This window comes from Chitinophaga sp. Hz27, from assembly GCF_042263525.1.
In the GTDB taxonomy this organism is placed as follows: domain Bacteria; phylum Bacteroidota; class Bacteroidia; order Chitinophagales; family Chitinophagaceae; genus Chitinophaga.
In genome coordinates, this window is record NZ_JBHKFJ010000004.1 from 277,744 (window position 1) to 304,103 (window position 26,360).

Annotated in this window: 23 protein-coding genes; 7 read left to right on the top strand and 16 right to left on the bottom strand. The window is 42.7% G+C overall.

Translation table 11 applies throughout. From position 1 onward, the window contains the following. Positions 1-2: 2 nt before the first annotated feature. Entirely contained in the window at positions 3-2,027 is a 2,025-nt protein-coding gene (gene ftsH, locus ACE38W_RS10655) for an ATP-dependent zinc metalloprotease FtsH (RefSeq protein WP_375830716.1), read from the bottom strand. 76 nt (positions 2,028-2,103) lie between these two features. Next, positions 2,104-2,508: a ribosome silencing factor gene (rsfS, locus tag ACE38W_RS10660; protein WP_375830717.1), complete on the bottom strand. Its 405-nt coding sequence runs from the start codon at positions 2,506-2,508 to the stop codon at positions 2,104-2,106. 159 nt (positions 2,509-2,667) lie between these two features. On the opposite strand from rsfS, the gene ACE38W_RS10665 reads away from it, so the two are divergent. The 3 genes from ACE38W_RS10665 (at position 2,668) to ACE38W_RS10675 (ending at position 5,778) form a co-directional block, all read left to right on the top strand. After that, positions 2,668-3,408, top strand: coding sequence for a biotin--[acetyl-CoA-carboxylase] ligase (locus ACE38W_RS10665; RefSeq protein ID WP_375830718.1), 741 nt, complete (start codon positions 2,668-2,670; stop codon positions 3,406-3,408). A gap of 331 nt (positions 3,409-3,739) precedes the next feature. Continuing rightward, positions 3,740-4,687: an AraC family transcriptional regulator gene (locus ACE38W_RS10670; RefSeq protein ID WP_375830720.1), complete on the top strand. Its 948-nt coding sequence runs from the start codon at positions 3,740-3,742 to the stop codon at positions 4,685-4,687. A 92-nt stretch (positions 4,688-4,779) separates the two neighbouring features. After that, positions 4,780-5,778 carry an aldo/keto reductase gene (locus tag ACE38W_RS10675; protein ID WP_375830721.1) on the top strand — a complete coding sequence of 333 codons (999 nt, stop codon included), beginning with the start codon at positions 4,780-4,782 and terminating at the stop codon, positions 5,776-5,778. A 75-nt stretch (positions 5,779-5,853) separates the two neighbouring features. Here the strand turns inward: ACE38W_RS10675 and ACE38W_RS10680 are convergent, their stop codons facing one another. The 4 genes from ACE38W_RS10680 to ACE38W_RS10695 form a co-directional block, all read right to left on the bottom strand. Continuing rightward, positions 5,854-6,189 carry a translation initiation factor gene (locus ACE38W_RS10680; protein WP_375830723.1) on the bottom strand — a complete coding sequence of 112 codons (336 nt, stop codon included), beginning with the start codon at positions 6,187-6,189 and terminating at the stop codon, positions 5,854-5,856. 18 nt (positions 6,190-6,207) lie between these two features. After that, positions 6,208-7,086: a diacylglycerol/lipid kinase family protein gene (locus ACE38W_RS10685; RefSeq protein WP_375830725.1), complete on the bottom strand. Its 879-nt coding sequence runs from the start codon at positions 7,084-7,086 to the stop codon at positions 6,208-6,210. Positions 7,087-7,091: 5 nt separating this feature from the next. Beyond that, the gene (gene nadC / locus ACE38W_RS10690; RefSeq protein ID WP_375830727.1) at positions 7,092-7,943 is read right to left on the bottom strand and encodes a carboxylating nicotinate-nucleotide diphosphorylase; all 852 of its coding nucleotides are present in this window, start codon (positions 7,941-7,943) and stop codon (positions 7,092-7,094) included. 169 nt (positions 7,944-8,112) lie between these two features. After that, positions 8,113-8,523 carry a DUF4783 domain-containing protein gene (locus ACE38W_RS10695; protein ID WP_375830728.1) on the bottom strand — a complete coding sequence of 137 codons (411 nt, stop codon included), beginning with the start codon at positions 8,521-8,523 and terminating at the stop codon, positions 8,113-8,115. Positions 8,524-8,834: 311 nt separating this feature from the next. On the opposite strand from ACE38W_RS10695, the gene gpmI reads away from it, so the two are divergent. The 3 genes from gpmI (at position 8,835) to uvrC (ending at position 13,077) form a co-directional block, all read left to right on the top strand. Continuing rightward, complete coding sequence (gene gpmI / locus ACE38W_RS10700) at positions 8,835-10,358, top strand: 2,3-bisphosphoglycerate-independent phosphoglycerate mutase (RefSeq protein WP_375830730.1); 1,524 nt, start codon at positions 8,835-8,837, stop codon at positions 10,356-10,358. A gap of 298 nt (positions 10,359-10,656) precedes the next feature. After that, positions 10,657-11,241, top strand: a complete 585-nt coding sequence (locus ACE38W_RS10705; RefSeq protein WP_375830731.1) for a hypothetical protein — start codon at positions 10,657-10,659, stop codon at positions 11,239-11,241. Positions 11,242-11,244: 3 nt separating this feature from the next. Then, positions 11,245-13,077, top strand: coding sequence for an excinuclease ABC subunit UvrC (uvrC, locus tag ACE38W_RS10710; RefSeq protein WP_375830732.1), 1,833 nt, complete (start codon positions 11,245-11,247; stop codon positions 13,075-13,077). Positions 13,078-13,116: 39 nt separating this feature from the next. On the opposite strand, the gene ACE38W_RS10715 is transcribed toward uvrC, so the two are convergent. From ACE38W_RS10715 to ACE38W_RS10750, 8 genes are all read right to left on the bottom strand, one after another. Next, positions 13,117-13,704, bottom strand: a complete 588-nt coding sequence (locus ACE38W_RS10715) for a DinB family protein (protein WP_375830734.1) — start codon at positions 13,702-13,704, stop codon at positions 13,117-13,119. 117 nt (positions 13,705-13,821) lie between these two features. Beyond that, positions 13,822-14,835: a gliding motility protein GldN gene (gldN, locus tag ACE38W_RS10720; RefSeq protein WP_375830735.1), complete on the bottom strand. Its 1,014-nt coding sequence runs from the start codon at positions 14,833-14,835 to the stop codon at positions 13,822-13,824. Between the two features lie 33 nt (positions 14,836-14,868). After that, on the bottom strand, positions 14,869-16,404 hold the full coding sequence (gene gldM / locus ACE38W_RS10725) for a gliding motility protein GldM (protein WP_375830736.1): 1,536 nt from the start codon (positions 16,402-16,404) through the stop codon (positions 14,869-14,871). Positions 16,405-16,458: 54 nt separating this feature from the next. Further along, a complete protein-coding gene (gldL, locus tag ACE38W_RS10730) occupies positions 16,459-17,199 on the bottom strand; it encodes a gliding motility protein GldL (protein ID WP_375830737.1) in 741 nt (246 codons plus the stop codon). Between the two features lie 165 nt (positions 17,200-17,364). Continuing rightward, entirely contained in the window at positions 17,365-18,651 is a 1,287-nt protein-coding gene (locus ACE38W_RS10735; RefSeq protein WP_375830739.1) for an SUMF1/EgtB/PvdO family nonheme iron enzyme, read from the bottom strand. Positions 18,652-18,921: 270 nt separating this feature from the next. Continuing rightward, on the bottom strand, positions 18,922-20,967 hold the full coding sequence (locus ACE38W_RS10740) for a thioredoxin domain-containing protein (protein WP_375830741.1): 2,046 nt from the start codon (positions 20,965-20,967) through the stop codon (positions 18,922-18,924). A 228-nt stretch (positions 20,968-21,195) separates the two neighbouring features. After that, positions 21,196-21,987, bottom strand: a complete 792-nt coding sequence (locus tag ACE38W_RS10745; protein WP_375830743.1) for a uroporphyrinogen-III synthase — start codon at positions 21,985-21,987, stop codon at positions 21,196-21,198. A gap of 36 nt (positions 21,988-22,023) precedes the next feature. Beyond that, a complete protein-coding gene (locus ACE38W_RS10750; RefSeq protein ID WP_375830744.1) occupies positions 22,024-23,055 on the bottom strand; it encodes a DUF4271 domain-containing protein in 1,032 nt (343 codons plus the stop codon). A gap of 196 nt (positions 23,056-23,251) precedes the next feature. Between ACE38W_RS10750 and hemW the strand changes: the two genes are divergently transcribed. Continuing rightward, positions 23,252-24,376 carry a radical SAM family heme chaperone HemW gene (gene hemW / locus ACE38W_RS10755; protein ID WP_375830745.1) on the top strand — a complete coding sequence of 375 codons (1,125 nt, stop codon included), beginning with the start codon at positions 23,252-23,254 and terminating at the stop codon, positions 24,374-24,376. 80 nt (positions 24,377-24,456) lie between these two features. On the opposite strand, the gene ACE38W_RS10760 is transcribed toward hemW, so the two are convergent. Next, complete coding sequence (locus tag ACE38W_RS10760; protein WP_375830746.1) at positions 24,457-25,431, bottom strand: deoxyhypusine synthase family protein; 975 nt, start codon at positions 25,429-25,431, stop codon at positions 24,457-24,459. A 152-nt stretch (positions 25,432-25,583) separates the two neighbouring features. Then, entirely contained in the window at positions 25,584-26,033 is a 450-nt protein-coding gene (locus ACE38W_RS10765) for a hypothetical protein (protein WP_375830748.1), read from the bottom strand. Positions 26,034-26,360: the final 327 nt, after the last annotated feature.

A 26,360-nucleotide genomic window follows, 5' to 3' on the forward strand; every position in this document is an offset into this window, starting at 1 on the left:
ATTTACGCATTAGCAGGTGATGGTGATGGATTGATGATATCAGTAGGATGAACGCCATCTGTTGTCAGGTCTTCAGCAACATGATGTTCCTGTTTGGTATCAAATGGACGTTTACCGATCAGTCTTTCCAGATCTGCCTGATACAATACTTCACTTTTCAGCAGTTCCTTAGCCAGGATTTTCACCTGTTCCAATTTGTCTGTCAGCAAAGATTTAGTTCTGACATAAGCCTGGTCGATCAGTTTTCTAACTTCCTCATCGATCATTTTCGCAGTCTCCTCAGAGTAAGGTTTGGTGAAAGACTGATCACTGTTAGGATCGTAGAAAGATACGTTACCTACTTTATCATTCATACCGTAAACGGTTACCATTGCATATGCCATACGGGTGATTACCTGCAGGTCATTTTGTGCGCCGGTGGAAATTTTACCGAATACGATTTCTTCTACAGCACGGCCTCCGAGGGTCATACAGATGTCGTCCATCAGTTGCTCTGTGTTATAGAGATATTGTTCTTTAGGAAGATATTGAGCGTAACCCAGTGCTGCTACACCACGAGGAACGATGGTTACCTTCACCAGTGGATTAGCATGTTCCAGATACCAGCCACAGATAGCGTGACCCGCTTCGTGGTAGGCGATTACTTCTTTTTCTTCCGGAGAGATGATTTTGTTTTTCTTTTCCAGACCACCGATTACACGATCTACCGCATCGTTGAAGTCATCCATTTCCACTTCAGTTTTGCCTTTACGGGCAGCAATGAGGGCGGCTTCGTTACATACGTTCGCGATATCAGCACCAGCAAATCCAGGTGTCATGGATGCCAGTTTTTTGATATCCAGGTTTGGAGATGTTTTGATTGGCTTCAGGTGTACGGAGAAGATCTGCTCTCTACCAGCCAGATCTGGCTTATCGATAGAGATCTGACGGTCGAAACGACCAGGACGCAGTAACGCGCTATCCAGTACATCCGGGCGGTTGGTAGCTGCCAGGATAATGATACCGCTGTCAGTTCCGAAACCATCCATTTCTACGAGCAGCTGGTTGAGTGTGTTTTCACGCTCATCGTTGCTCATCATTACGTTTTTACCTCTCGCACGACCGATCGCATCAATCTCATCGATGAAGATGATACATGGTGCTTTTTCACGGGCTTGTTTGAACAGGTCACGCACACGGCTGGCGCCCACCCCTACGAACAGTTCAACAAAGTCGGAACCGGACATAGAGAAGAAAGGTACCTGCGCTTCACCTGCCATTGCTTTCGCCAGCAGGGTTTTACCAGTACCTGGAGGGCCTACCAATAACGCACCTTTAGGTATTTTACCACCAAGAGAGGTATATTTTTTAGGATTTTTCAGGAAATCAACGATTTCCATTACTTCCACTTTCGCTTCGTCCAAACCAGCAACATCGTTGAAAGTAATGTTCACACGGGTACCTTTATCAAAGAGGGTAGCCTTAGACTTACCGATATTGAAGATACCTCCCGGGCCGCCGCTGCCTCCAGCCGGGCCGCCCACCTTTCGCATAAGTAGTACCCACAAACCGATGATCAGCAATAGCGGTACCAGTAACTGTATGAATGGCTCGAACCAGCTGGTCCTGTCTTCATACTTGATCTTGACCTGGTTTTCAGGAGCGATTCCTTCCTGTGCCTTGTCAATATCTTTTTTGAAACTTTCTTCACTACCTATGGTAAAACGAAAATGAGGGCCGGGATTGTCGCCACCGAACCTATTTTTAGAGATGTCGTTGAATTGAGCTTCTTTTAATTTGTCTTTCTTTATGTAGACTTCTACATATTTCTTGTTTACTACGACCAGCTGATCGACGTCACCAGGTTTGAGGTATTTCACCTGAAATTCCTGGAAGCTGATCTCTTTGGGATGAGATCCCCAATCAAGGAAGTTCATGGCTAACAACGCAATGCCGATGAAGGCATATACCCAGTATATAGTGAACTTCGGTCCTTTCTTAGGCGATTTGTCTGAACCCCTGTTGAAGTTATTGCCTCCTTTTTCCATAATCTTTCGCTCCTTTTACGGATGTTTATTGCAATCAGAATTATATATAAAATAATACAGAACCAAGCTGTTTTGTTTAACCTTCGTTGTGTTCCATTCTATCAGCGTCACTCCACATTTCCTCCAGGCTATAGAATTTCCTGGTTTCCGGCTGAAATACATGCAGCACCACATTGACATAGTCGACCAATATCCATTGCTGAGCAGTGAAGCCTTCATGCTTGTAAGGCTCTTCGCCCACCTTTTTCTGGACTTCGTCAGCTACAAAATCAGCTATTGCCCTTACTTGTGTGTTGGAATTAGCTTCACATATAATGAAGAAATCGGCCACAGCTTCAGGAATCTGGCGAAGATCCAGGGATACTATATTTTCTCCCTTCTTTTCCTGTATGGCCTGTATGATGGTGGTAAAAATTTCACTTTCTCTGGTTAAGCGCGTCTGCGCTTTTTTCCTCGTGCTCAGAACGGTTAAGGGTGCCAATAAATCACGTTTTTGTTAAAAATAATCTTTAATTGTCAAAGTTACTAAACAAGCATTAATATAAGCTTGAGAAAAATCACTACATGGGCTCCAATCCTGTTAAGAAAATAATAAAATGAACTACTTTTCGGGCTGAAATACAGACTAAAAAGGATTCAAGTGATAGGACACCCGTTTAATATCCTCGAAAGTGTTGACAGCACCAATAACTATGCCATGGCACAGGTCAATTCCGGCGATGTGACATCCGGTACAGCCTGGTATACTGGCAACCAAACCGCAGGTAAAGGTACCCGTGGTAAAAAATGGCTGGCAGAACCCGGCGATATCAGCGCACTAACAGTAGCCATACATCCCGGCACGCTGCCACTTTCCAGCCAGTTTATGCTTAGTATCGCTATTGCCCTTGGCGCCCACGACTTCCTCTCCAAATATGCCGGAGATGAGTCCATTATCAAGTGGCCCAATGATATTTACTGGCGTGACAGAAAGGCAGCCGGCATCCTCATAGAAAATGTAATCAGAGGTACCAGCTGGCAATATGCCATCATAGGCATCGGCGTCAACCTCAACCAGGCAAAATTCCCGGAGGAACTGAAAAATGCCGTCTCCCTGCGCCAAATCACCGGCAAAACCTGGGATGGCCCCACCATGGCCAAAGAACTTTGTACCTTCTTCGAACAACGCGTAAATAAGCTGAAACCCGCTGCATTCACCGCGCTGCTCAATGAATATAAATCCAAACTTTTCCGCTTCGGTATTCCCTCCCCATTCAAAATTAATGGAGCCACACACCTCGCTACCATTGTAGACGTACAACCTACCGGACATATTGTATTGGAAAGAAACGGCAACCGGGAAGAATATGGATTTGGTGAAATTGAATTTATCCTGGGTTAACTTCTGCCATTAACATATTATCAGTTTTTAATAAAAAAGTCCGCTGAAAGGCGGACTTTTTTTCAAAGGGGTAATATAAAAATTTAGAAAATGTTCTTGTCTTAACTTAGCGCTAAATCCTTGCTGCATAAGCTCATCATAAAGCGCGATGATAACAAGATTTTGGTTGATAAAGGCGTTAACAAATTGTGAAATCTTTTTGCAATTATCAAAAATAAAAATGCAATACTGTTGCACTTTATAAAAATATCCAGTAAAATAAAGGGTTCCCGCCTAAGTTATTTTTTCTGACAACCAATATCGATTTGTTAAAGAAGATGTAAATTTGATAATGTCTTCTAAAAAAATAACCCTCCCTCATAGCATACGTACCCAAAAATTGTCTGAGATCTCCAACGATCTTCTCCTTTACAACGAACGGGAACTACGCGCCAAACCGCCCGTAAATGGCACTTTTGCTGTATACTCCAGGAAAGAAAATCCAACTAAAGCATATGTCTCTGCCAGCAGAAGAGACTACTATAAAATAGTACTCATCACCGGCGGTCACGGCATCTTTACAGTTGATGACAAACGCCATGACATTGACGGCCCTGCAATTATCTTCATTCATCCTGACCAGGTAAAGAGCTGGCATGCGACAGATAATGACCAGGACGGCTTCTACTGCCTGTTTAATGAACACCTATTCGAAAGTCAGCAACAGGATCTTATCAACTATCCATTGCTGCAGAGGGAGGCACAAGTAGTTTATAAAATAACTTATACACAGGCAGAATACTTATCTTCTGTTTTCAGACAGCTCATGAAAGAATTCAATGAAGAAGCTGCCTATAAACACGAAGCTATCCTCATATACCTGAAATTGTTATTACTGGAAGGAAGAAGAATTGCTCAACAGGAGGAAGTGCCTGTACGTCAGCAAACAGCAGCACAAATACTGGCACACCGCTTCACCGACAGGCTGGAAAAGCAATTCCCAATAGAACACCCCCATCAGCAGATAACATTCAAAACCGCCAAGGAATTTGCTACACTACTAACTACACACCCTAATCACCTTAATGCAAGTGTAAAACACACTACTGGTCGTACAGTAAGTGAACACATACGTCAGAGAATAGTGCTGGAAGCCAAACTACTGCTCATTCATACCGATTGGCCTATTGCTGATATCGCATGGAGCCTGGGTTTCGAAGATCCAGGAAACTTCACCCATTTCTTCCAGAAACAATGCAGACAATCACCTAATACATTCCGGCATCAGTCTACTCTTTGATATTAACAATAATTCCTTTGAGGAGTACAATTTTCATGCTGATATGCGATAGTACTTTTGTATCACACTAATCAAATACAAAATCACATTATATGCAGTACAGAAAACTTGGAAAAACAGGAGAATCTATATCAGCTATAGGACTGGGTTGCATGGGAATGTCCTTTGCCTACGGCAATGGTCAGGAGTTCAATAATAACGAACAAGAATCACTAGCCACTATAGAATTAGCACTGGACTTAGGTATTAATTTTTTGGATACCGCAGACATGTATGGAGAAGGTGCCAACGAAAAATTATTATCAAAAATTCTCGCTACTAAAAGAGATAAAATCTTCCTCGCTACTAAATTCGGTTTCAGGTATAATGACGACAGATCACGATTTATTGATGGCTCACCCCAATATATAAAACAAGCCTGTGAAGCGAGTTTGAAACGACTCGGTGTAGATGTAATAGATCTTTACTATGCGCATCGTTTATCCGACACCGTGCCTGTTGAAGAAACAGTTGGCGCCATGGCCGAACTGGTAAAAGAAGGCAAAGTACGTTACCTGGGCCTTTCTGAGGCCAATGCCAACTCACTCAAAAAAGCATATACCGTACATCCAATAGCAGCATTGCAAACTGAATACTCCATCTTCACACGGGACGTAGAAGGAGATATTCTGCACACCACCAGAGACCTGGGAATTTCATTAGTAGCTTATAGTCCATTGGGCCGTGGTATGAGTACGGGCACTCTTACCGATCCTAACCAATTAAGCGAAGGTGATTTCCGTAGAACACTACCAAGGTTCCAAGGGCAAAACTTTGAACAAAACCTGGAGACAGTGAACGCATTAAATGCTTTTGCAACTGAAAAGGGCATTACAACAGCGCAATTGTCTCTCGCATGGTTACTCTCACAGGGAGATGATATTCTCCCAATCCCTGGTACCAAACGTAGGAAATACCTGGCAGAAAATGCTGCCGCAGCAGATGTGGTATTAACCAGTCAGGATCTGGCATCCATTGACAACATCCTCAAATCATACCAGGTTGCAGGTTCCCGCTATGCAGCGGAAGGCATGCAATGGGTAAACAGATAAAATTTGTTAAAAAAGCAAATAAGAAAACGGGACGGATGTTTATCCGTCCCGTTTACATTTTATGATAAGTACTTATTATTTAGTTCTTTTGTATCCCCAATCCTGTAGCCACTTTACAACTTTTTCCTTGTAATCTCCCTGAATCAATACTTGTCCATCCTTTACACTACCGCCTGTACCACATTTTGTTTTCAGGTCTTTGCCCAGCTTCTCCAAATCTGCCTCTTTACCAATAAAACCATCTACGACCGTTACTACTTTGCCAGCACGTTGTTTGGTGTCGAGCTTTACGCGTAAATTCTGACTCTCCGGCGCCAGCGTATCTGCTTCTGTTTCCGGTTCAGGATCAAAGGAGTAGTTAGGATCTGTAGAATATACAATACCGCTGTTATTCGATTTTTTCTTAGACATCTTTCTACATTTTAAACGTTAACTATTAACGATCATTTGTATGGCGCCCGGCCTTACTTTCAGTTCCAGTGTGTCGCCTGTAAGTGGCACTGCATCACCGTCTACCTGAAGGTACTGCAGGCTTCTTCCTGAAACGTTGATCGTCTTTCCTGTGTAATGTTTAAGATAACGTGTTTTATCAATATTTCCCAGCAAAGAATACAGACTTACCGGAATCAACTGCAGGAAATTAACTGGCGGCATCACACAGAGGTCCAGCAAGCCATCAAAAACGCTGGCTTTGGGCGCCAGTTTGAATTCATATCCAAACTGATTACCATTGGCTACTGTTAGCAGGAAAGCCTTTTCTTCCATCTTTTGGCCGTCAATACTGATATCATAGGCTTCTGGCTTATAACTGCTGAATTTCTGTATTACCAGTTTAGCATAGCCATATAATCCACGCTTGGAAGTATGTCTGAATTCATCCGCTACCAAAGCATCAAAACCAACGCCGGCATTGCTGAGGAAAAGATGCTCATTGGCATAACCAACGTCCATCGGTTTCCTGGTGTCAGCAAGGATTACCTGCATAGCTTTGTTTACATCCAGCGGTATCTTCAAAGCACGCGCCAGGCCATTGCCGCTTCCCAGCGGAATAATGGCGAGGGCGGTATTACTTCCTACCAGTCCTTGTGCAATTTCATTAATGGAACCATCTCCACCAACAGCTACTACCGTGTGAACCCCGTTATTGACTGCTTCCAGGGCCAGATCTTTACCATGGCCAAGGTAAGCCAGGTGGGTTACCTGGACATCATACCGGTCTTTCGGGAAATGCCGGGTGATAGCACCTTCCAGCCTTTTCTCCCTGTCAGTTCCCGCTTTACGGTTGATGATAAATAAAATCTTCTTCAAAATAATTAGATAATAATCGCTTTCAGGCTGAGGTCCAGACTTACTGCATGATGGATAATAGCACCAACAGAAACATAGTCTACACCGGTTTTAGCATATGCTTCGATCGTATCCAGGTTGATACCACCGGAAGCTTCCGTTTCAACTTTTCCATTGATTAATTTCATAGCTTCAACAATTTCCTCGGGACTAAAGTTATCGAACATAATACGATCTGCGTGTCCTGTTGCCAGGGCTTCTCTGACATCTTCGATATTACGGGTTTCCACTTCAATTTTCAGGGGAAGATTCCTTTCTTTCAGATAGGCCACTGTTTTGCTGACAGCGGCAGTAATTCCACCCGAAAAATCAATATGATTATCTTTTAGCATCACCATATCATACAAACCCATACGATGGTTTACACCGCCGCCAATACGCACCGCCTCTTTTTCCAGCATGCGGAAGTTTGGGGTGGTTTTACGCGTATCTAGGATTTTGGTATGATAACCTTTGATTTTCTCTGCATATTGATGGGTGAGCGTCGCAATGCCGCTCATACGCTGCATACAGTTTAACACCAGGCGTTCTGCCATCAGGATGGTATGTATGGCAGCAGTTACGTCGAATGCAACTTCACCCGCTTTCATGCTGTCACCATCTTGTTTGTAAGGTGTGAAAACTGTAAACATGTCAAGATGCCGGAAAACAGCTTCTGCCACCTGCATGCCCGCCAGGATACCATCTTCTTTAATTTTCAGCCTCGCGCTACCTTTGGTATCACCTGAAATACTAGCCAGGGTAGAATGGTCCCCGGAGCCGATATCTTCAGCCAGGGCACTTCTGATAAAGGTATTAAGCGCAGTTTCGTTTAACATAAATGATATTTTGTTCGCCTGCGGCGATGTTTATGTTTTGATGTTTTTTAGGGAGATAATTTCAAGGGTAGTTACCCGCCAATGAAACTAAACCGCCGCAAAAATAAAAAGTGCTCCGCAATATAATGCGGAGCACCAGAGTTTTTCAACTGATTTTATATAGTAAAACTTACTTTGTTTCGAATCTAAGTTCATTCAACACCATGGATGCACCTTTTTTCTGCAGGAAAAAAGTAACACGGTAGTTACCGCCAGAAGTAGTCAGGTTACCAATACCAAAACGGGAACCTTCACCACCCTGGTGAATCAGTTCAAATGACTTTACCTGGTTTTTGGTAAAGAAATCTTTCAGAATAATATCAGCCTGTGCCTTGCTATATGCGCTGGATTTACCGGCGAGATTGATTTCAACAGTATTGTCCAGGTAACGGGATAAGCTACCGGCATCCCCTGCTTTAATAGCTCCAATTACATCTTCAAAAGGCCCAGCAACTGTAACTTCGTATGAGCTTGCCGACAGCGTAAATGCTGAAATAACTCCCCCCAACAATATCGCCAGCACAATCAAAAGCTTTTTCATTGTCAGTTATTTAATTAAAAATGTGATTTTTCCAACTCAAATTAAAAGCTAAAACTATGCCAAAGGGCCTGTAATTCAACAAAATCCCATCATCGTGGTAGCAATGAAAGGGTAAATAATAATAAAAGAATAACATGTAACGTAATTATCATGTATAAATGGCAAGTAAGCCCTGCCAAAAAGGGTTCCAGAATTTTCGAGTAGTTTTAACCCCCGAAATATTTAGAAAGTATTTTTACGCTTTATGAGTATTTTCACCCCCTGAGTATTAAAAACTTACCTAATTAAATATAATCTTAACCGGATTGGATATGGAAAAGAAAAGAGCCATTCTCGTAATTATGGATGGATGGGGCGAAGGAAAAGTACCTTCTGCAGATGCCATTGCAAACGCTAAAACTCCTTTTGTAAGCAGCCTGTATAACAAATACCCACATAGTAACCTGGTTACCTGCGGCGAACAGGTAGGTTTACCTGACGGACAGATGGGTAACTCAGAAGTAGGTCACCTCAATATCGGCGCCGGCCGTATCGTTTACCAGGAGCTGCAACGTATCAACGTAGCAATTCGTGATGGCGAACTGGCTACAAACCAAGTATTACTGGATACCCTCGCTCACGCGAAAAACAACAATAAAGCACTGCATCTTATTGGTTTGGTAAGCGATGGCGGCGTACACTCGCATATCAATCATCTCAAAGCATTAACATCTATCGCTAAAGAGAATGGTGTTGAGAAAGTATTTATCCACGCTTTCACCGATGGTCGTGATACAGACCCTAAAAGCGGCCTGGGCTTCCTGGAAGACCTCAGCGCTCACCTCCAAACTTCAGGTGGTAAAATCGCCTCTGTAACGGGCCGTTATTACGCTATGGACCGTGACAAACGCTGGGAACGTGTAAAACTCGCTTACGATGCCCTGGTGAATGGCGTTGGCACTCCAACCCAAGACGTTATCACCGCAGTGAAAGCATCCTATGCAGAAGGCGTTACCGACGAATTTATCAAACCTATCATCGTAACTGGTGATAATGGTCAACCGCTGGCAACCATCCAGGAAGACGATGCTGTACTCTGTTTCAACTTCCGTACTGACCGCCCTCGTGAAATCACACAGGTACTCAGCCAGCAAGCGTTCCCAGAATTTGATATGAAGCCACTGCAGCTGTACTACACTACCATGACCGAATATGACAAAACATACAAAAATGTTCATGTCATCTTCGAAAATGATAACCTCAACATGACCCTCGGCGAAGTAGTTGCTGGCGCTGGCCTGAAACAAATCCGCATCGCTGAAACAGAGAAATATCCACACGTTTCTTTCTTCTTCTCCGGTGGCCGCGAAAAAGAGTTTGATGGCGAACGCAGAATCATGGTACCTTCTCCTAAAGTAGCTACCTATGACCTCAAGCCAGAAATGAGTGCCAATGAACTTACCGATGCTATCGTTCCTGAAATCGAAAGCAAATCTGCTGACTTCATCGCACTGAACTTTGCTAACGCTGACATGGTGGGCCATACCGGCATATTCGAAGCTGCAGTGAAAGCGGTTGAAACCGTAGACCATTGCGTGGAAAGAGTAGTAACTGCTGCTCTCGCCAACGACTATACGGTGTTCCTCACTGCAGATCATGGTAATGCAGATTTCATGATCAATGCTGATGGTACTCCTAATACCGCTCATACACTCAACCTCGTACCGTTCTTCATTATTGATAAGGACTTTAAAGGAACAGTGAAAGATGGTAAACTGGGTGATTTAGCCCCAACTATCCTGCATTTTATGGGCGTACCTGCTCCAAAAGAAATGACAGGAAATTCATTGGTGTAAAAAATCTGATTTTTTATATAAGTCTAAAGGTTGTCGCATATATTTGTGACAACCTTTTTCATTGTAAACCTCCGGTACTAGCCAACTTACCAGGTACTAGATAATTAAATATCCTTTTTTCTGATACCCTGTAACATTTGACTATCACCCGGCGTTTAACAATCACCAATTAGTATATTTTTCAGTCCACAAGACTGATTCTCATATTTTTAGTGCTCTCGACAGATTTGCTCATGCATCGATGCGCCGTTTTCACGGCGCATTTTTTATGCCCCTATTTAATAGTAATTTTGCACCCATGAAGTACCATTCTGGCATTATACTAATCATCATACTAACTAGCAGCATTGCATGTAACAACAATGCAAATATTGCTAAAACAGGCAAACAGGATAAATTCATCAATTTACCAGCCTATTTTAAGGGAGAAGAACAACAACTGATTCAATCCGGTAGTACCTTTCAAAAAAAGGTTACCTTCAACGGGCAATCAGAATCCGTTACCATAAACAGTAAGGATACCAATGCAATTCAGCATCTTCTCAAACCTTTCCGGGATATTGATCTTAATAAACCCTCCCTGGTAAATGAATATGACACAACCAGCCTCACAGATCCGTTCTCTGGCAGAAAATCTATCATTTACAAATCGAGAGGAAAGCAAACCAGTCCAGACGAGATCACCATGGAAACAGATAAAAACGGCACCATTCAACAGGTAACCGTTCAGTCTTATACTTCAAGTATCGTCTATGAATACAGACAACACCTGGTATACCAGCGTGGGAAAGCCATTATGATCAACACCTACCAGAAGATTGCTTTCCTGGCCCCCAAGGAAGTAGAGATTACTGCTAAAAAAGAAGACAAAAATCAATTGTAAAAAATGACAGGAGCGGAATTTCAGAGCATTTCACATACCATCCCCGTTGAAGCCGGGATTTACAAATACTATGACGAACATGGCACGTTACTGTATGTAGGTAAAGCTAAAAGTCTGCGTAAAAGGGTCAGCTCCTATTTTGTAAAAAATCACGACAACTATAAAACGAGGAAACTCGTTCAACATATTCATCATATAGAGTTTACGATCGTAGACTCAGAACAGGATGCATTCTTACTGGAAAACTCGCTGATCAAGCAATTCCAGCCTAAGTATAACATCAATCTGAAGGACGATAAAACATACCCTTATATCGTCATTAAACATGAAGCATTTCCTCGCGTATTTCTTACCAGAAATGTGATTAAAGATGGATCTGAATATCTTGGCCCATTCACTTCTGTAGGTCGTGTGCGCGAATTGCTCGAAGTAATTAAAAATAACATTCCGCTGAGAACCTGCAACCTTAACCTTTCCGAACAAAATGTGCGCAAAGGGAAATATAAGGTTTGCCTGGAGTATCACCTGGGCAATTGCAAAGGCCCCTGTGAAGGACTGCAAACAGAGGAAGATTACCGTGAAGGCCTGCAGCAGGTACGAAACGTGCTAAAAGGAAATCTAACGCCTGTCATCAGCATGTTTAAGGAACAGATGATGGAACATGCTGCCAATATGGAGTTTGAAAAGGCGGAGATCATGCGCAAGAAAATTGATAGTCTGCGTGAATATTCAGCCAAATCAACCATTGTTAATACCCGCTTGGGTAATATGGATGTCTTTTCCATTTTGAGCGAAGGAAATCATGCCTACGTGAATTATCTGCGTATTCTTAATGGAACTATCGCTGATACCAAAACAGTTACGCTGGAAAAACAACTGGAAGAAGGAGAGGAGGAAGTATTGGTATATGCCATTGCGTATATGCGTGATGTTTTCAAAAGTATCAATAACGAAATCGTCGTTCCATTCCCGATAGAATATCCTGAAAGCAATGTAACGATTACCGTTCCTAAAGGCGGTGACAAGAAGAAATTGCTGGAATTGTCGGAAAAGAACGTGAATTATTTTAAAGAGGAATTATATAGGAAGAAGATATTACATCTGGAAGGAAAAAGTGACATGGAACGTAAGCAGGTACTGTATCAATTACAGGCCGATCTTGAACTGCCTGCCCTTCCGTTGCACATTGAGTGTTTCGATAACTCCAACTTCCAGGGCGCTTATCCGGTTTCTGCCTGTGTAGTATTTAAAGATGGCGTAGCTTCAAAAAAAGATTATCGTCATTTCAATATTAAGACGGTAGAAGGTATCAATGACTTTGCCTCTATGAAAGAGGTGGTTTATCGCCGTTATAGCAGGCTTTTAGCTGAAGCCCAGCCACTACCTCAACTGGTGATTATTGATGGCGGTAAAGGCCAGCTGGGATCCGCAATGGAAAGTATCCGGGAGTTGGATCTCATCGGCAGCATGACAGTAGTAGGACTCGCAAAAAATGAAGAAGAAATCTTCTTCCCCGGAGACTCGGAAAGTATCAAATTGCCATTCAACAGTGAGAGCCTGAAACTAATACGCCGTGTGCGTGATGAAGTACACCGGTTTGGTATCACTTTCCACCGCAATAAGCGCAGTAAAGGCACCTTTAAGAATGAACTGGAAAGTATTAAAGGTATAGGAGAAAACACGGCTACACAGTTGCTAAAAACCTTCAGATCTGTGAATAAGGTGAAACAGTTATCGCTGGATGATCTTACGAAAGAAGTAGGTGGTTCTAAAGCAAAACTTATCTATGCACATTTTCATGGAGGTACACCTGGAAACGGGCCTATAACAGAATAAAACCTATTTCCCGCGGCTGTCTCTGACAGCCGTTTTTGTTTATACAGCGTACATATTTGCCGCTACTATGGCACGTTGCGCCTGTAGTATATGTCTTCGTATATGCGCTACCAGATAACCAAAGGTATCTCCAGCAGATATTTTTATCCATTTGGACATGGAGACAGGGACTTTAACTTTTTCCAAGTCTACTCTGGTAGCGGCTACCAGTAGTTGTTCCATGTTTTCCTGTTGTTGAATAAATTCAGATAAGACGTTATCAACAGAGAGTGTATTTCCCGGGCGGAAGTTCCTGGGTGCGCTCATTTTAGTTTTAGGGAATCCGTTAGTCTGAGGTTCCAGGAGCTGGGTAAACCAGGCGCCTAACCATCCTGATTTAAATTCTGCTTTTGGCTTAATTCCTTTTCTTACTGCCTTTTCTATTGCTTCGCCAATGGCGGGGAGATAAAAGCGGCCGAATGCGTTGAGATGATCCAGACATTGCACTGCACTCCAGGCATCAGGTGTTGGCATATGAAGTAATGTGGCGTCGCTTTGGCCACCGAAGTGGCTAACGACTACCTGCCTGATGGTAGCAATTTCTTCTTTTAGCTCCGATAGTAATTGTTGGGAATTAACTGGGGCCATAACAGGAGGTATTTAGCACAAATCTAAGTATAAAAAGGGGCACAGTTAGGGCCAAAAAATAAGCGGTCTCTACTAAGTAGAGACCGCTTACATATGATAAGGTTAGGTTGTAGCGAATTAATATTGCCAGAGATCCTGTTCTTTGTTGAAGATACGATCTTTGATCGCCTGACCTTCCATGAGGCGCATTACACCATCTTTGATGTAATCTTTGATTTCGCGGTTATAAGTGTTTTGTTCTTTCACGATATAACTGCCAAAGAAGCGCATTTCGAAGAGGTCTTCCCAGGAGATGGTAGATGCGTCGTTATTTTGGTTATAAACGTCGTATTTAGCCAATACTGGGCGCAGGTCTGGATAGTATACCCAGAACAGCGGGATGGATGCACGGTATGATCCGTCGTCGTTGAGACGGGTCATGAGTGGTGCGATACCGAGGATACGTACCTTCAGCTGAGATGCTTCTTTATCGAATACCCATACTTCTTTGATCTTATACTGTCTGATGGTAGTAGGATCGAAGTCGTCGCGGGTAGTTACCTGCTTTTCTTCGCCGGTAACCGGGTCGATACTTGTTACGGTTCTTTCCTCGCCACTGAGTTTCTTTTCGATATCAGTGAAAGGCATGAGCGTAGTGAAGCGATCATCAATTGGACTAAAGGCTTCTACTTCCTTATTTTTAATTGCCGTGAGCAGGATGTTGATAAACAGCTGGTTAGTACCTGCTTCATCTTCCACGTTGAATTGGAAAGGCAGGTTAATTTTTTCCCTGATATCGATGATCTGCCATACACGTTTTTCCCAGAATCTATCATCCTCGCGGATGTAATCATAAACAATAGGAACACGTTCTCTGGCGAGGTTTCTCTCTACTACTCCGTCGATACGCAGCGATTTACGCGGAGTATCAACTGGTGCTGCTGCAACAGGAGCTGCGGCTGCAGGAGGGGGAGGAGTAGCAACAGCATTACCCGTTGCCGGATTAACCACCGCGTTGGGGTCTTGTTGTGCCTGGCGCTGTGTTGCAGGTCTGCGACGTGTAGAGCCACCACGACGTGTGCTCTGCGCTTCTGCAGCAGTGGTTGCCAGCATAACCAGCAACATAGTGCACCAACCAATTCTGTTAAACATTACTGCTCGCATATTTCAGCAATTATAAATCCGTTAGTTTAATTTATACATAGTGTTTGCCATCGTGCGTACAACACCGTCCGGACCTTTCACTTTCGGGTTCTCAATGTGAACGATATCCCCTGGGCGTAATGCGCGGATTGCAGCATCCAGACTAGATGGGAAGTAAGGAGAGGAAGCATCACCTTCCTGGTATTCTTTACCTCTTGACTCGATACCTACGCGATAGCTTACCACATCATATTTTACACCGTCAAATTCGAAGTCTTCCAGAACGGCACGAACACCACGCTGGTTTCTGAATTCAGCAGCTTTAACTGTACCACCTTTGTAGGTACCAACTTGCAGGGATGGATCTGGAACGCGTTTTACACGGAATTCCTTTCTACCCAGGTCTTTGGTTTTACCATCGATGTTAGCAACAACATTGATAGTAGCTTTACCTGTCTGGTTAACAGTAACTACGTAGTTACCAGCACCAGTTTTAGTGATATTACCACCTGCGATAGTAGCGGATACCTTTTCAGCAGGTACACCAGCAGCAGTGATGGAGATCGGGTTTTGAACACCGATATACAGCACGTTCATTTTATCAGCAGAGATAGAGGTAGCAGAAGCACCTACGTTATAAGTTTCAGTGAATGGGAAAGACTGTGCTTCGCCACCGTTAGGGCTAGGCAGGGTAACAGTACCAGAGATGGTTTTTTCACCAATACCGTTTACTACGGAGGTGAAAGTACCAAGACCGTCTTTCGCTTCGATTGTTTGACCATTAACGGTGATAGAAGGATTTACAGTTGAACTGTAGGCACCCACTGCGATTTGAGCAGTTACGGTTTGGCCTTCCATCAGGTTTTTAGAGTTCAGGGAGATAAATGGTCTGATTTTATCAAATTTGAAATCTTTCTCACTGATCTGTTTGAAGAGATCATCGATGATAGCAGATTCAGAGTTTTTGATATCATTCTGGAATTTACTCAGAATAGTAACTGCAGCTACAGTAGGAACCATGTTGAAGTGATAAGTAGTCCAGGACTTTTTAGTATCACCACCATGGCTTGATTTACCAACTTCAATTCTCAGTGGCAGAGATTTCTCAAACTGAGCTTTAGAAGTTGGACTAACGTAAGACAACAGTTGATTGCGGAGTTTAGTCAGTTTAGCTTCCAGGGCTGGACCTTGTTTCTGATTTTCCATCAGATAAGTAGGCACATCGAGGTTGCTTTTACCTTTGATTTCACCGTATTCATCTAATCCGTCGGATCTTTTGATGATGCTATCTTTCAAGCTTTCGATGAAATCAAATACTTCTTTAGAAGCAGCTTTAACCTGTTCAGCCTTTTCTTTATAAGGGCCTACTTTGCCTGCATCTTTCTCCATCTGTTTGGTAAACTGTTCGTAGATGAAGGCATTTTTTGCAGCCAGGGAGCTGTTCGAATTGATGATAGAGTTATTTACGATACTGAATGCGTTCAATATTTCAGCAGACACGTTCAACGCCAGCATGGCCGTGAGGACCAGGTACATGATGTTGATCATCTTCTGCCGGGGATCTTTAGGTAGTGCCATAGTTTGTTTTCGGATTTAAAAATTTGTGTTACTCAAAAAACTATTAGCAATACCTTATTTCGCACCGTGCATAGCACTCAGCATGTTACCGTAAACGGTATTCAGGTTACTGAGGTTTTTAGCAAGCAGTGTGATTTGTTCTTGTGTTTTCTTAGCATCGTCGATGCTGTTGCTCATTGCAGCTGAAGTATTCTGCAGATTGCTGTAGAATTTGTTCATTGCTTTGAGATGGTTGTTTGTATCCTGGAGTTCCAGTTCATAGATCGCATTCAGAGAAGCCAGATTTTTGGTCATACCCTGCATCTGAACATGGAATTCTTTAGTTGATTCTGAAGCGCTGTTGAAAGAAGATACAGCAGTAGCAGCCTGAGTGTAAGCATTAGCTACGTTACCGATAGCTGAAGCAGCTTCTCTGGTTTTAGCAGTGTAGTCGCCAGTTGCAGCTACAACGTCGCTGATGTCTCTCATTTTGTCAACGGTAGTTCCTAATTTCTGGAAGTTTTCGCTGAGGCGTTGGAGGTTAGCAGGAGTGATATCTGCTTCTACCAGCATTTTGTCTAATGCAGCAGTTGAAGATGGTCCGCCAGCTACTACAACAGCTTGGCCTTCATGAGAAGCGCCGCTGTCTGGTACAAAGGCATATACGAAGAAGATAAGGGCTTCTGTGCTCAGACCTAAGATCAAAGCAATGTCAGCACCTGGCCAGTGTTGCAGTTTAAAGAGTGCACCGATAATTACAACAGAAGCCGCAATACATACGAAAAAGTTCAGCCATTTAGCTTTGTTAGGATTCATAGCCATAGGTTAAAATTTAATCTGGTTAAAGTGTTTAGTGTTAAATTTTTGTATGGAATAGTTGTTGATACTCAACGATTTGCAGATAGAGTAGTACATAATATAAAAGGTTTTCAGTTATATTAATAATTTCCGCTATTCTAATTTTTTTCTATTCTAATATTTTTAGTGACGGCCTTTCATTCTGCGGCTTAATGCGATAGTACATCTGAAGCCAACATAAGATTTAGCACTGTCTTGATACTCATAAGTTCTGGTACCTGTCTGCAGGAAATAGCCAATATCTTTCCATGAACCACCCCTGATGGCTTTACGCTTCATTTTCAGCGGAGCATCATCTGGAACGTCCATTCTTAAATATGGGTTCATATCTGAGGTAAAGGAATAAGCATTTTCGTAGTAGATATCTGCAGTCCACTCAGCTACGTTACCTGCCATGCAATACAGACCATAATCATTAGGCCAGTAAGCGTCGGCACGTACGGTGTAGAAGCCACCATCTTCAGGATAGTTACCACGGCCAGGTTTGAAGTTAGCCAGGAGACAACCTTTTTTGTTGCGGATATAGTAACCACCCCAAGGATAAGGAGTTTGTTCTCTACCGCCACGTGCAGCGTATTCCCACTGTGCTTCAGAAGGCAGCTGGAATTTATCTTCCGTAAATAATTTCTTAGAATTACGATAGTCTTCCCAGAATTTACTTCTCCATTCGCAGAAGGCAGTAGCCTGGTGCCAGTTCACACCTACAACAGGATAGTTATCGAAAGCCGGATGCCAGAAGTACATACGGGTCATCGGCTCGTTGTAAGCATATGAGAAGTCCCTGATCCAGCATAAGGTATCCGGATAAATAGGTACGTCTTTCTTAACAATAAACTGGGAACGTGGTTTACCCGCGTTTTCTCTCAGCTTGGCTTTATCCCAGTTGAAAGTTTCCTGGTGGTAAATCAGTTTTCCAACGTCGATGTCTTTACGACCATACAGACGATCTGCTTCAGAATAGATCATGGCATCCAGTTTCTCATAGGTACCCTTGTCTTTCCAATTGATCTTCTGTTTCCAGTCGATGATATCCTGACCATCTTCCTGTTTTACATGTCCGAGGAGGATATGAGCGATAGAATCGCGCACCCAGTCCACGAACTGACGATACTCGTTATTGGTAATTTCGGTAGCATCCATGTAAAAGCCGGAAATGGAAATAGATTTGTTACGTGCTGTAAACGCATAGTTTACATCTTCATCGCTCGGACCCATGTGAAAGGTTCCGGCTGGTACGTATACCATTCCATAAGGTACAGGGGGATAATACTTTGGCCTTGGACTAACGCCAATCAGTTGCCCTTGCGCGTTCTTGGGGGTTTTACTACCGCCACAGCTGGCCAGCAGGGACACCAGCAAAACTGCCAACAGAGTTCTTAAATAGTTAAGCTTCATAAGGGTAGCTTTCATCAGAATATGTTTTTCTATTAACCAGCCAGGTGTTTTTTGCCAGCATACAAGGGAACACTTTTCTCATATTTTCACCCGCTTTGTTTATATGAAAGATAGCAAATGTAATAATTAATTTTAATCCGTAGTTACTTTTTACACAACTTTTTCAATTCCACATACGACGACCCGGTAATTAATTTAAACGTATTTTTTAACATTTTATTATATGCATGGAATAACATTTACCGTTTTGTGCGCGCTCCGTATAGGGTGCAAGTTACATAATTATTAAATTAAATTAATAATTTCACTCATATAAAAAACAGGCTTAATACAATGATAATCTTTGCATAAGTAAATCAGGGTTTCATTGTCCTTGAACCTGTCTGTTAACAAAGGAAAATTGTTATTATTTTTTTCTGCACCTATCAAAACGCGGAAAGGAACAAACCACTTTCCCGTTTCTTGCATTTTTGGCTGATATTCTTTCCCAACTATCGCGATTTCGGCTGTACCTTTAACGAACTGTAATAACTGCGACGCCCAAACGCCGAATGAAGTAGGGTATCTAACTGCTGTTTGTGCTAATCCAGATACTGCTCCAATCGCCCTCTCCGCCAGTGCTTTTTCTCCGAAAACAATAGAAAGCGCCCAAAGGTTTTGCGCCATCACTGCATTTCCACTGGGGGTGGCCCCGTCATATACTTCCTTCTTCCTTACTATAACGTCGTTTTGGTCGTCTATCGTATAATAGAAATATTGTCCGCTCTCATCTGCAAAGTGTGACTGTACAAAAGAAGTAAGCTCCTTCGCCGTGTCTAAATACGCCAGCTCTCCAGTTACTTCCTCCGCTGCTATCAGTGCCCGAATCAGGTATGCATAATCATCCAGAAATGCCGGATATTTTGCCTTCCCCTCCTTCCAGGTATGATAAAACGCAGAATCACCCTGTTTTATGCGGAATTGCTGCATACAAAATTTAATATTCCGTATAGCCGCTTCCCGATAGCCTTCTTCTCCAAACGCCATGTAGGCTTTACAATAGGCATGTGCCATCAATGCATTCCATCCCAATAACACTTTATCATCCAAGCCTGGATGTACACGTTGTTCCCGCACTGCCAGCAGCTTTTCACGGCATCCGGCCAACATAGCCTTCAATACATCCGCATCATATCCATGTGCCTCCGCAAAGGCTTTCAATGGCTGCTGCACCCATAATATATTGGTCTCTTCCCAGTTGCCATGCCCTGAAACATCATAATATTCGCAGAAAGGCCCTGCCTGTTCTCCCAATATATGATGGAGCTCTGATTTGCTCCAGGTATAATATTTACCTTCAACACCTTCGGAATCGGCATCCAGTGCGGCATAGAAGCCACCTTCCGGACTCGTCATCTCTCTTGCAATAAATGCCAGTGTATCCGTTACCGTGTCTTTATATATCTCATTACCGGTTATCTGATAAGCATCACACAAAACATCTACTAATAAGGCATTATCATATAACATCTTCTCAAAGTGAGGAGCCAGCCACTTTTCATCAGTAGAATACCTGGCAAAACCACCACCCAGCTGATCATAGATACCCCCTTGCAGCATTTTATCCAGTGATAATAATGCCTGCTTTAAAGCACCCTCATGTTGTGTAACATAGTGATAACGAAGAAGATAAGAGATGGCAAAGGTCTGTGGAAATTTTGGCGCTCTACCAAAACCACCCCAGGTTGTATCTGCCTGCTTCAATATATTTTCACAGATAGTATCTGCCTGCGCCCGCGTAAATAGCTCGTCTACCGGGATTTTCAAGTCAAGGCCCGAAGTAATTCCAAACTGGCTGGCCTGTTCCAAATGTTGGGTAAGGGTATCTGCCTGTGTTTCTATTTCTTCTCTTTTATTTCCAAATGCGTCTGCCAACGAGAACAGTACATCCTTCCAGGAAGGGCGGTTATAGGCTTTAGTAGGCGGAAAATAAGTGCCGCCATAAAAAGGCTTTTTATCAGGTGTCAGGAAAACATTCAGTGGCCATCCGCCGGCGCCTGTCATAGCTTGCACCGCGTCCATGTAAATATGATCCAGGTCAGGACGCTCTTCACGATCAATTTTGATGTTCACAAAATGCTCGTTCATGATACGCGCCGTTTCAGGATCCTCAAAGCTCTCACGCTCCATTACATGGCACCAATGACAAGCAGCATAACCGATACTTACCAGTATAGGCTTATCTTCCACACGAGCTTTCTCCAGGGCTTCTTCGCCCCATGGATACCAGTTAACAGGATTATGCGCGTGTTGAAGGAGATAAGGACTCGACTCACCGATCAACTTATTCATGCGTCCAGGTTGATTTAGATTGGATTAGACAGTTAGTGTGTTACTGCAAAGAAATTTATTTTCCTGAACAGTTGGTATTATTTTTTTGAAAACGAAGGAGATATCCTCTGTTTAGCTCGAATGTGACGACGATCTATAGGTTAAGGAGATATTCACTGCGACCAGATAGCATTAAAACAAAAGGGACAGCTCTAAGGCTGTCCCAGTCAATTATTTAGCGATATACGCTTACTTCTTGTTGTTGGCTGCAAGGAATTGTTCCAGCGCTGCTACCATGCTAGGTGCCTGTGGTGCCGGCGCTTTTACATCTAATCTCAACCCTGCCTCTTCCACTGCTGCAGAGGTAGTAGGACCGAATGCTCCAATCCTGGTTCCGTTCTGTTCAAACTCCGGAACATTTTCAAACAGTGATTTTACACCTGAAGGACTGAAGAAAACAATCATATCATATGCTTTGCCTCCTAAAATTTCCTTTACATCGTTAGAAACCGTTTTGTAAAGGGTTGCAGTTGCATACTCACATTTGTTTGTTTTCAACCACTCTTCAATGTCCTTTTTCTGACTGTCTGAGCTAGGGAACAGGAACTTTTCGTTATCTCTGTGCTTGTTCATCACCTCCAATACCCCTTTGGTAGAACCATCTGCACCATAAAACACTTTACGTTTCCGGTACAGGATAAATTTCTGAAGGTACAGTGCCACTGCTTCTGTGATACAGAAATACTTGCAGTCTTGGGATACTTTGATCTTCATCTCTTCGCAAATACGGAAAAAGTGATCTACCGAATTGCGACTGGTGAAAATTACAGCTGTGTAATGCAGGATATCAATCTTCTGCTTCCTGAACTCCTTAGCTGGTAAACCTTCCACTCGGATGAACGGAAAAAAATCCAACTTTACATTGAACTTCTTGGCCAGATCAAAGTAGGGAGACTTTTCTGTTTCAGGCTTAGGTTGAGAAATTAGGATTGACTGAATTTGTTTACCTTGCAAATCTTTTTTTGGCCCGCCTTTAATCATACTTTTTTATGCTCTAGTGTTAACAATAGGCGGTAATCAGGGATTACCAGTTAACCAGATATTCAGTAACACCTTAGTTAATATTAAAACAGGTGCAACTTCGAATGCGCAAAGGTAAAGAAAAAAATGCAATTTACTGAAAGAGAGGTACTGCTTTACCAATGAATAAGACCTAATATACCGGTATATAATTAGTAATATAATGAAAAATATCGAAATATAAAGAAATGTTTGGGCAATTTCCGGCGAACAAAATGCCATCACTACCAGGAACGGCACCAGTAAAACTCCTAAGATCTTATTAATCAGATATAAGATGAAAATGTAAGCATCTGCAAGATCTGCATTACCAAATAACCATCCGCAAAATCTTAACATAACATATTTAGTCCCATATACAATTGCCACCAGGGCAATAAGTCCTGGAATCAGCATCCAAGGCTCTGCCTGAGGGAATACCTGTTTGCGGTACAATACCAGGTAAAGGTACATTCCAAGGGAAATGATAAAGAAGGCATTTAGCAGAAAGTTAGGGAAAGGCGACTGCGATAATTGATCTTTTAACTGACGCTGACTGAGCGTAGGATTGAGAAAGGCTCTGAAAAGGTCATGGAAATATTTCTGATAAGCTAACCGAATAACGGCTATCAGCAATGTAATACCCGCAACTACATATACCAGCCAGTCCAGATCATGAAAAGGCCTGATAGGATTCACATCTGCATAAGATGGTTTTCCTGGTTTAAGAAAAACGTTTTCTGCGACCAGTTTTTTCATGTAGATATCATAGAAAGATACCGGCTTTACCTTAGGCACCGCCGCCACTTTGGTGGAATCAGATGCAATATGTGAAGTATCTGTCGCTAATCTGGTACTATCTTTATGCACGATAGGAGCCGCCACTATATGTCTGGTGGTATCGCGCCTAACGGCGATACTTCTGCCTGTTGAATCTGTACGAGGTTTTATCGCCCTAGGCTTAGGGCGGGAAGTATCCGCAACATGGCGGATTACAGTAGTATGCGTGTCGGCCGGCACCCTGGCAGATGAGTCTGCTTGTTGGGCCATCAGCGGCAGATAACAGATTGTAAATAGTAACAATAACCAGTGGCGCACCAGGAAAATGATTTTTCAATGAATTGAAAGAATGGCAAATAACGGCATCCTGTTCACAAAACAAAATTCAAACGTAATTTTGCTGTTTGCAAAGATATTAAAATACTCCATAGTTGGCGGAAAGCCTTCAGGATAAGGAACAGCATTCATGTCGGGCATCTATCTACATATACCATTCTGCAAGCAGGCTTGTTATTACTGCAATTTTCACTTTTCGACATCCATGTCGCAAAAAGACGCCATGGTGAAAAGCATATTGCAGGAAATCTCGCTGCAACAAAACTATCTGGGAAGTGATATTATCCACACCATTTATTTTGGCGGCGGAACTCCCAGTCTCCTTTCTCAGAGCGAGCTACAACAGATATTGGACAGGCTACGCACGCATTTCACCATTGCCGAAGACGCAGAAATTACGCTGGAAGCCAATCCTGATGACCTGGACCCCGCCAAGTTACAGGAGCTGAAAGCACTAGGCATCAATCGCCTAAGCATTGGGATACAGTCGTTCCATGAAGCAGATCTTAAATGGATGAACCGTGCACACAATGCCCAACAGGCGGAAGACTGCATCAAAAACGCGCAGGAAGCCGGTTTTCAGAATATTACCATCGACCTTATTTATGGTGGCCCCGGACTTTCTGATGAAGGCTGGGAATACAATGTGAAAAAAGCAATTGCATTTGGCATCCCACATCTGTCGTGTTATGCACTCACCGTAGAGCCAGGAACAGCGTTGGACCATTTTATCAAAAAGAAAAAAATGGAAGCTACCGATCCTGAGAAAGCAGCCAGGCATTTTGAACAGCTGATGCGATGGACAGAAGCTGCAGGATACGAGCATTATGAAATCTCAAATTTTGCACTTCCAGGATGGCATAGCCGCCATAACAGCAGCTACTGGAAAGGCTTATCCTACCTGGGTCTTGGGCCTTCTGCCCATTCTTTCAATGGTCATTCCCGCCAGTGGAATGTGGCTAACAATTCAAGCTATATCAAAAGCATTGAAAAAGGAGAAATACCTTTTGAGCTGGAAACACTTACCGCTGAGATGCAATTCAATGAGTACATTATGACTTCTTTACGCACTTCTGCCGGTTGCGATATAGGCTGGGTAGAGGAAAGATTTGGTGCAGACTTAGCAAAGGAGTTATTAAATAATTGTCGTCAGTTTATACAAAAAAGCTGGATGGAAGAACATGGCACCAGCTTGAGATTAACGAAGGCAGGAAGATTATTTGCAGATGGCATTGCCTCGGATTTATTCATCTGATTCAATACACCTCAGACAAAATAAAAAAGTCGTCTCTACAGAGTAGAGACGACTTTTTTAAATATATGATCCTGAGAGGACTACCAACCAAGGATATACGCAAACATCAGTGGAGCTACGATGGTAGCATCTGATTCTACGATAAACTTAGGTGTGTGGATATCCAGTTTACCCCAGGTAATTTTTTCGTTAGGAACGGCGCCGGAGTAAGAACCGTAAGAAGTAGTAGAGTCAGAGATCTGGCAGAAGTAGCCCCAGAAAGGAACATCAGTCCATTCCAGATCCTGGTACATCATAGGTACTACGCAAATTGGGAAGTCACCTGCGATACCACCACCGATCTGGAAGAAGCCAACGCCTTTACCAGCGGAGTTATTGCGGTACCATTCAGACAGGAAGATCATGTACTCGATACCAGATTTCATGGTAGAAGTTTTCAGATCACCTTTGATGCAGTAAGAGGCGAAGATATTACCCATGGTGCTATCTTCCCAACCTGGCACGATGATAGGAATATTTTTTTCAGCAGCAGCGAGCATCCAGCTATTTTTAGGATCGATCTCGTAGTGTTCTTTCATTACACCGCTCAGGAGCAGTTTATACATGTATTCGTGAGGGAAGTAGCGTTCGCCGGCTTGTTCAGCATCTTTCCAGATTTTGTAGATATGTTTCTGGATACGACGGAAAGCCTCTTCTTCAGGGATGCAGGTATCAGTTACACGGTTAAAACCTTGTTCCAGCAGGTCCCATTCTTCTTGCGGGCTGAGATCACGATAGTTAGGTACACGTTTGTAGTGTGTATGAGCTACCAGGTTCATGATATCTTCTTCCAGGTTTGCACCGGTGCAGGAAATGATATCTACTTTGCCCTGACGGATCATTTCTGCGAAAGAAATGCCCAGTTCAGCCGTACTCATGGCACCGGCCAGTGTCACCATCATTTTACCACCTTCCAGCAAATGTGTTTCATATCCTTTGGCAGCATCCACCAATGCAGCGGCATTAAAGTGGCGGTAATGGTGCTGGATAAATTGAGAAACGGGTCCCTTATTCATGTCGTTTAATCATTTATATATTAACAGCTTGGCTAATAAAGCCTTAATAAGGGGCAAAGTTAAGATAATTTTGCTGGTGATAATGATTTGAGCATAATATGCTTATCTGAACATTTCTTTATGACAATCTGATAAATTAAGGTTTGTTAAGATTATGCTTTTTTAAGACGTTCCATTAAAGTCAGAGAGCCAACTTCATCTGCTTTTACTTTAGTCCAGGTTTTTTCCCCTTCCAACATAATCAGATACATGGTACCTCCATTAGATGTATATTCTACTACTGATTGAATTTTGTTGCCAGGATATTTTTTAATCAGCCTGTTAACAATGTTCAATGGCAAGCTTTCCCCTGAGATATAACGGGAAGTAACGAGCAACTGTCCATCAGCATCGAAATAAGCATTTACAGCGGTGTGATTCAGTGTAAATTTTGCAGTGAAGGTCTTATTATCATCGGTGTACCATCTCACGTTATTAGCACCTGAAAATGCATAATCAAAGGCGCCGCTGATTTTTCTGTTTACGGTTGTTTCATATACTGTTGCAAAAACAGAAGAACTTAATGTCAGGGCTGCTGCGCAGATAAAAAAGAACTTTTTCATAGCATTAACTTTTAGGAGTTTTGAGATTAATTTTTAATGTTGGTTTTGTTTGTACTTTTTGCTTATGTTTTGTTTGATGACTCAAAGGTATATCCAGATGTGCCGAGCGGTCAAGCAGATCTATACTGATGGCATTTAATTTTCCAGATACCAGTTACCTGTTATGACATTCATGTACTTTTCCGTATTCCACTGTGGATAGGACCTTTAACTGATAATAAGTTGGTTGAGATCAAAAAATGTTGCACCGACGAAAGTTAAAAGAGTGTTAAATAGGATGAAATTTGGAGGTTAGGAGGGGTTTGCTACATTTGTTTACCTAAACCA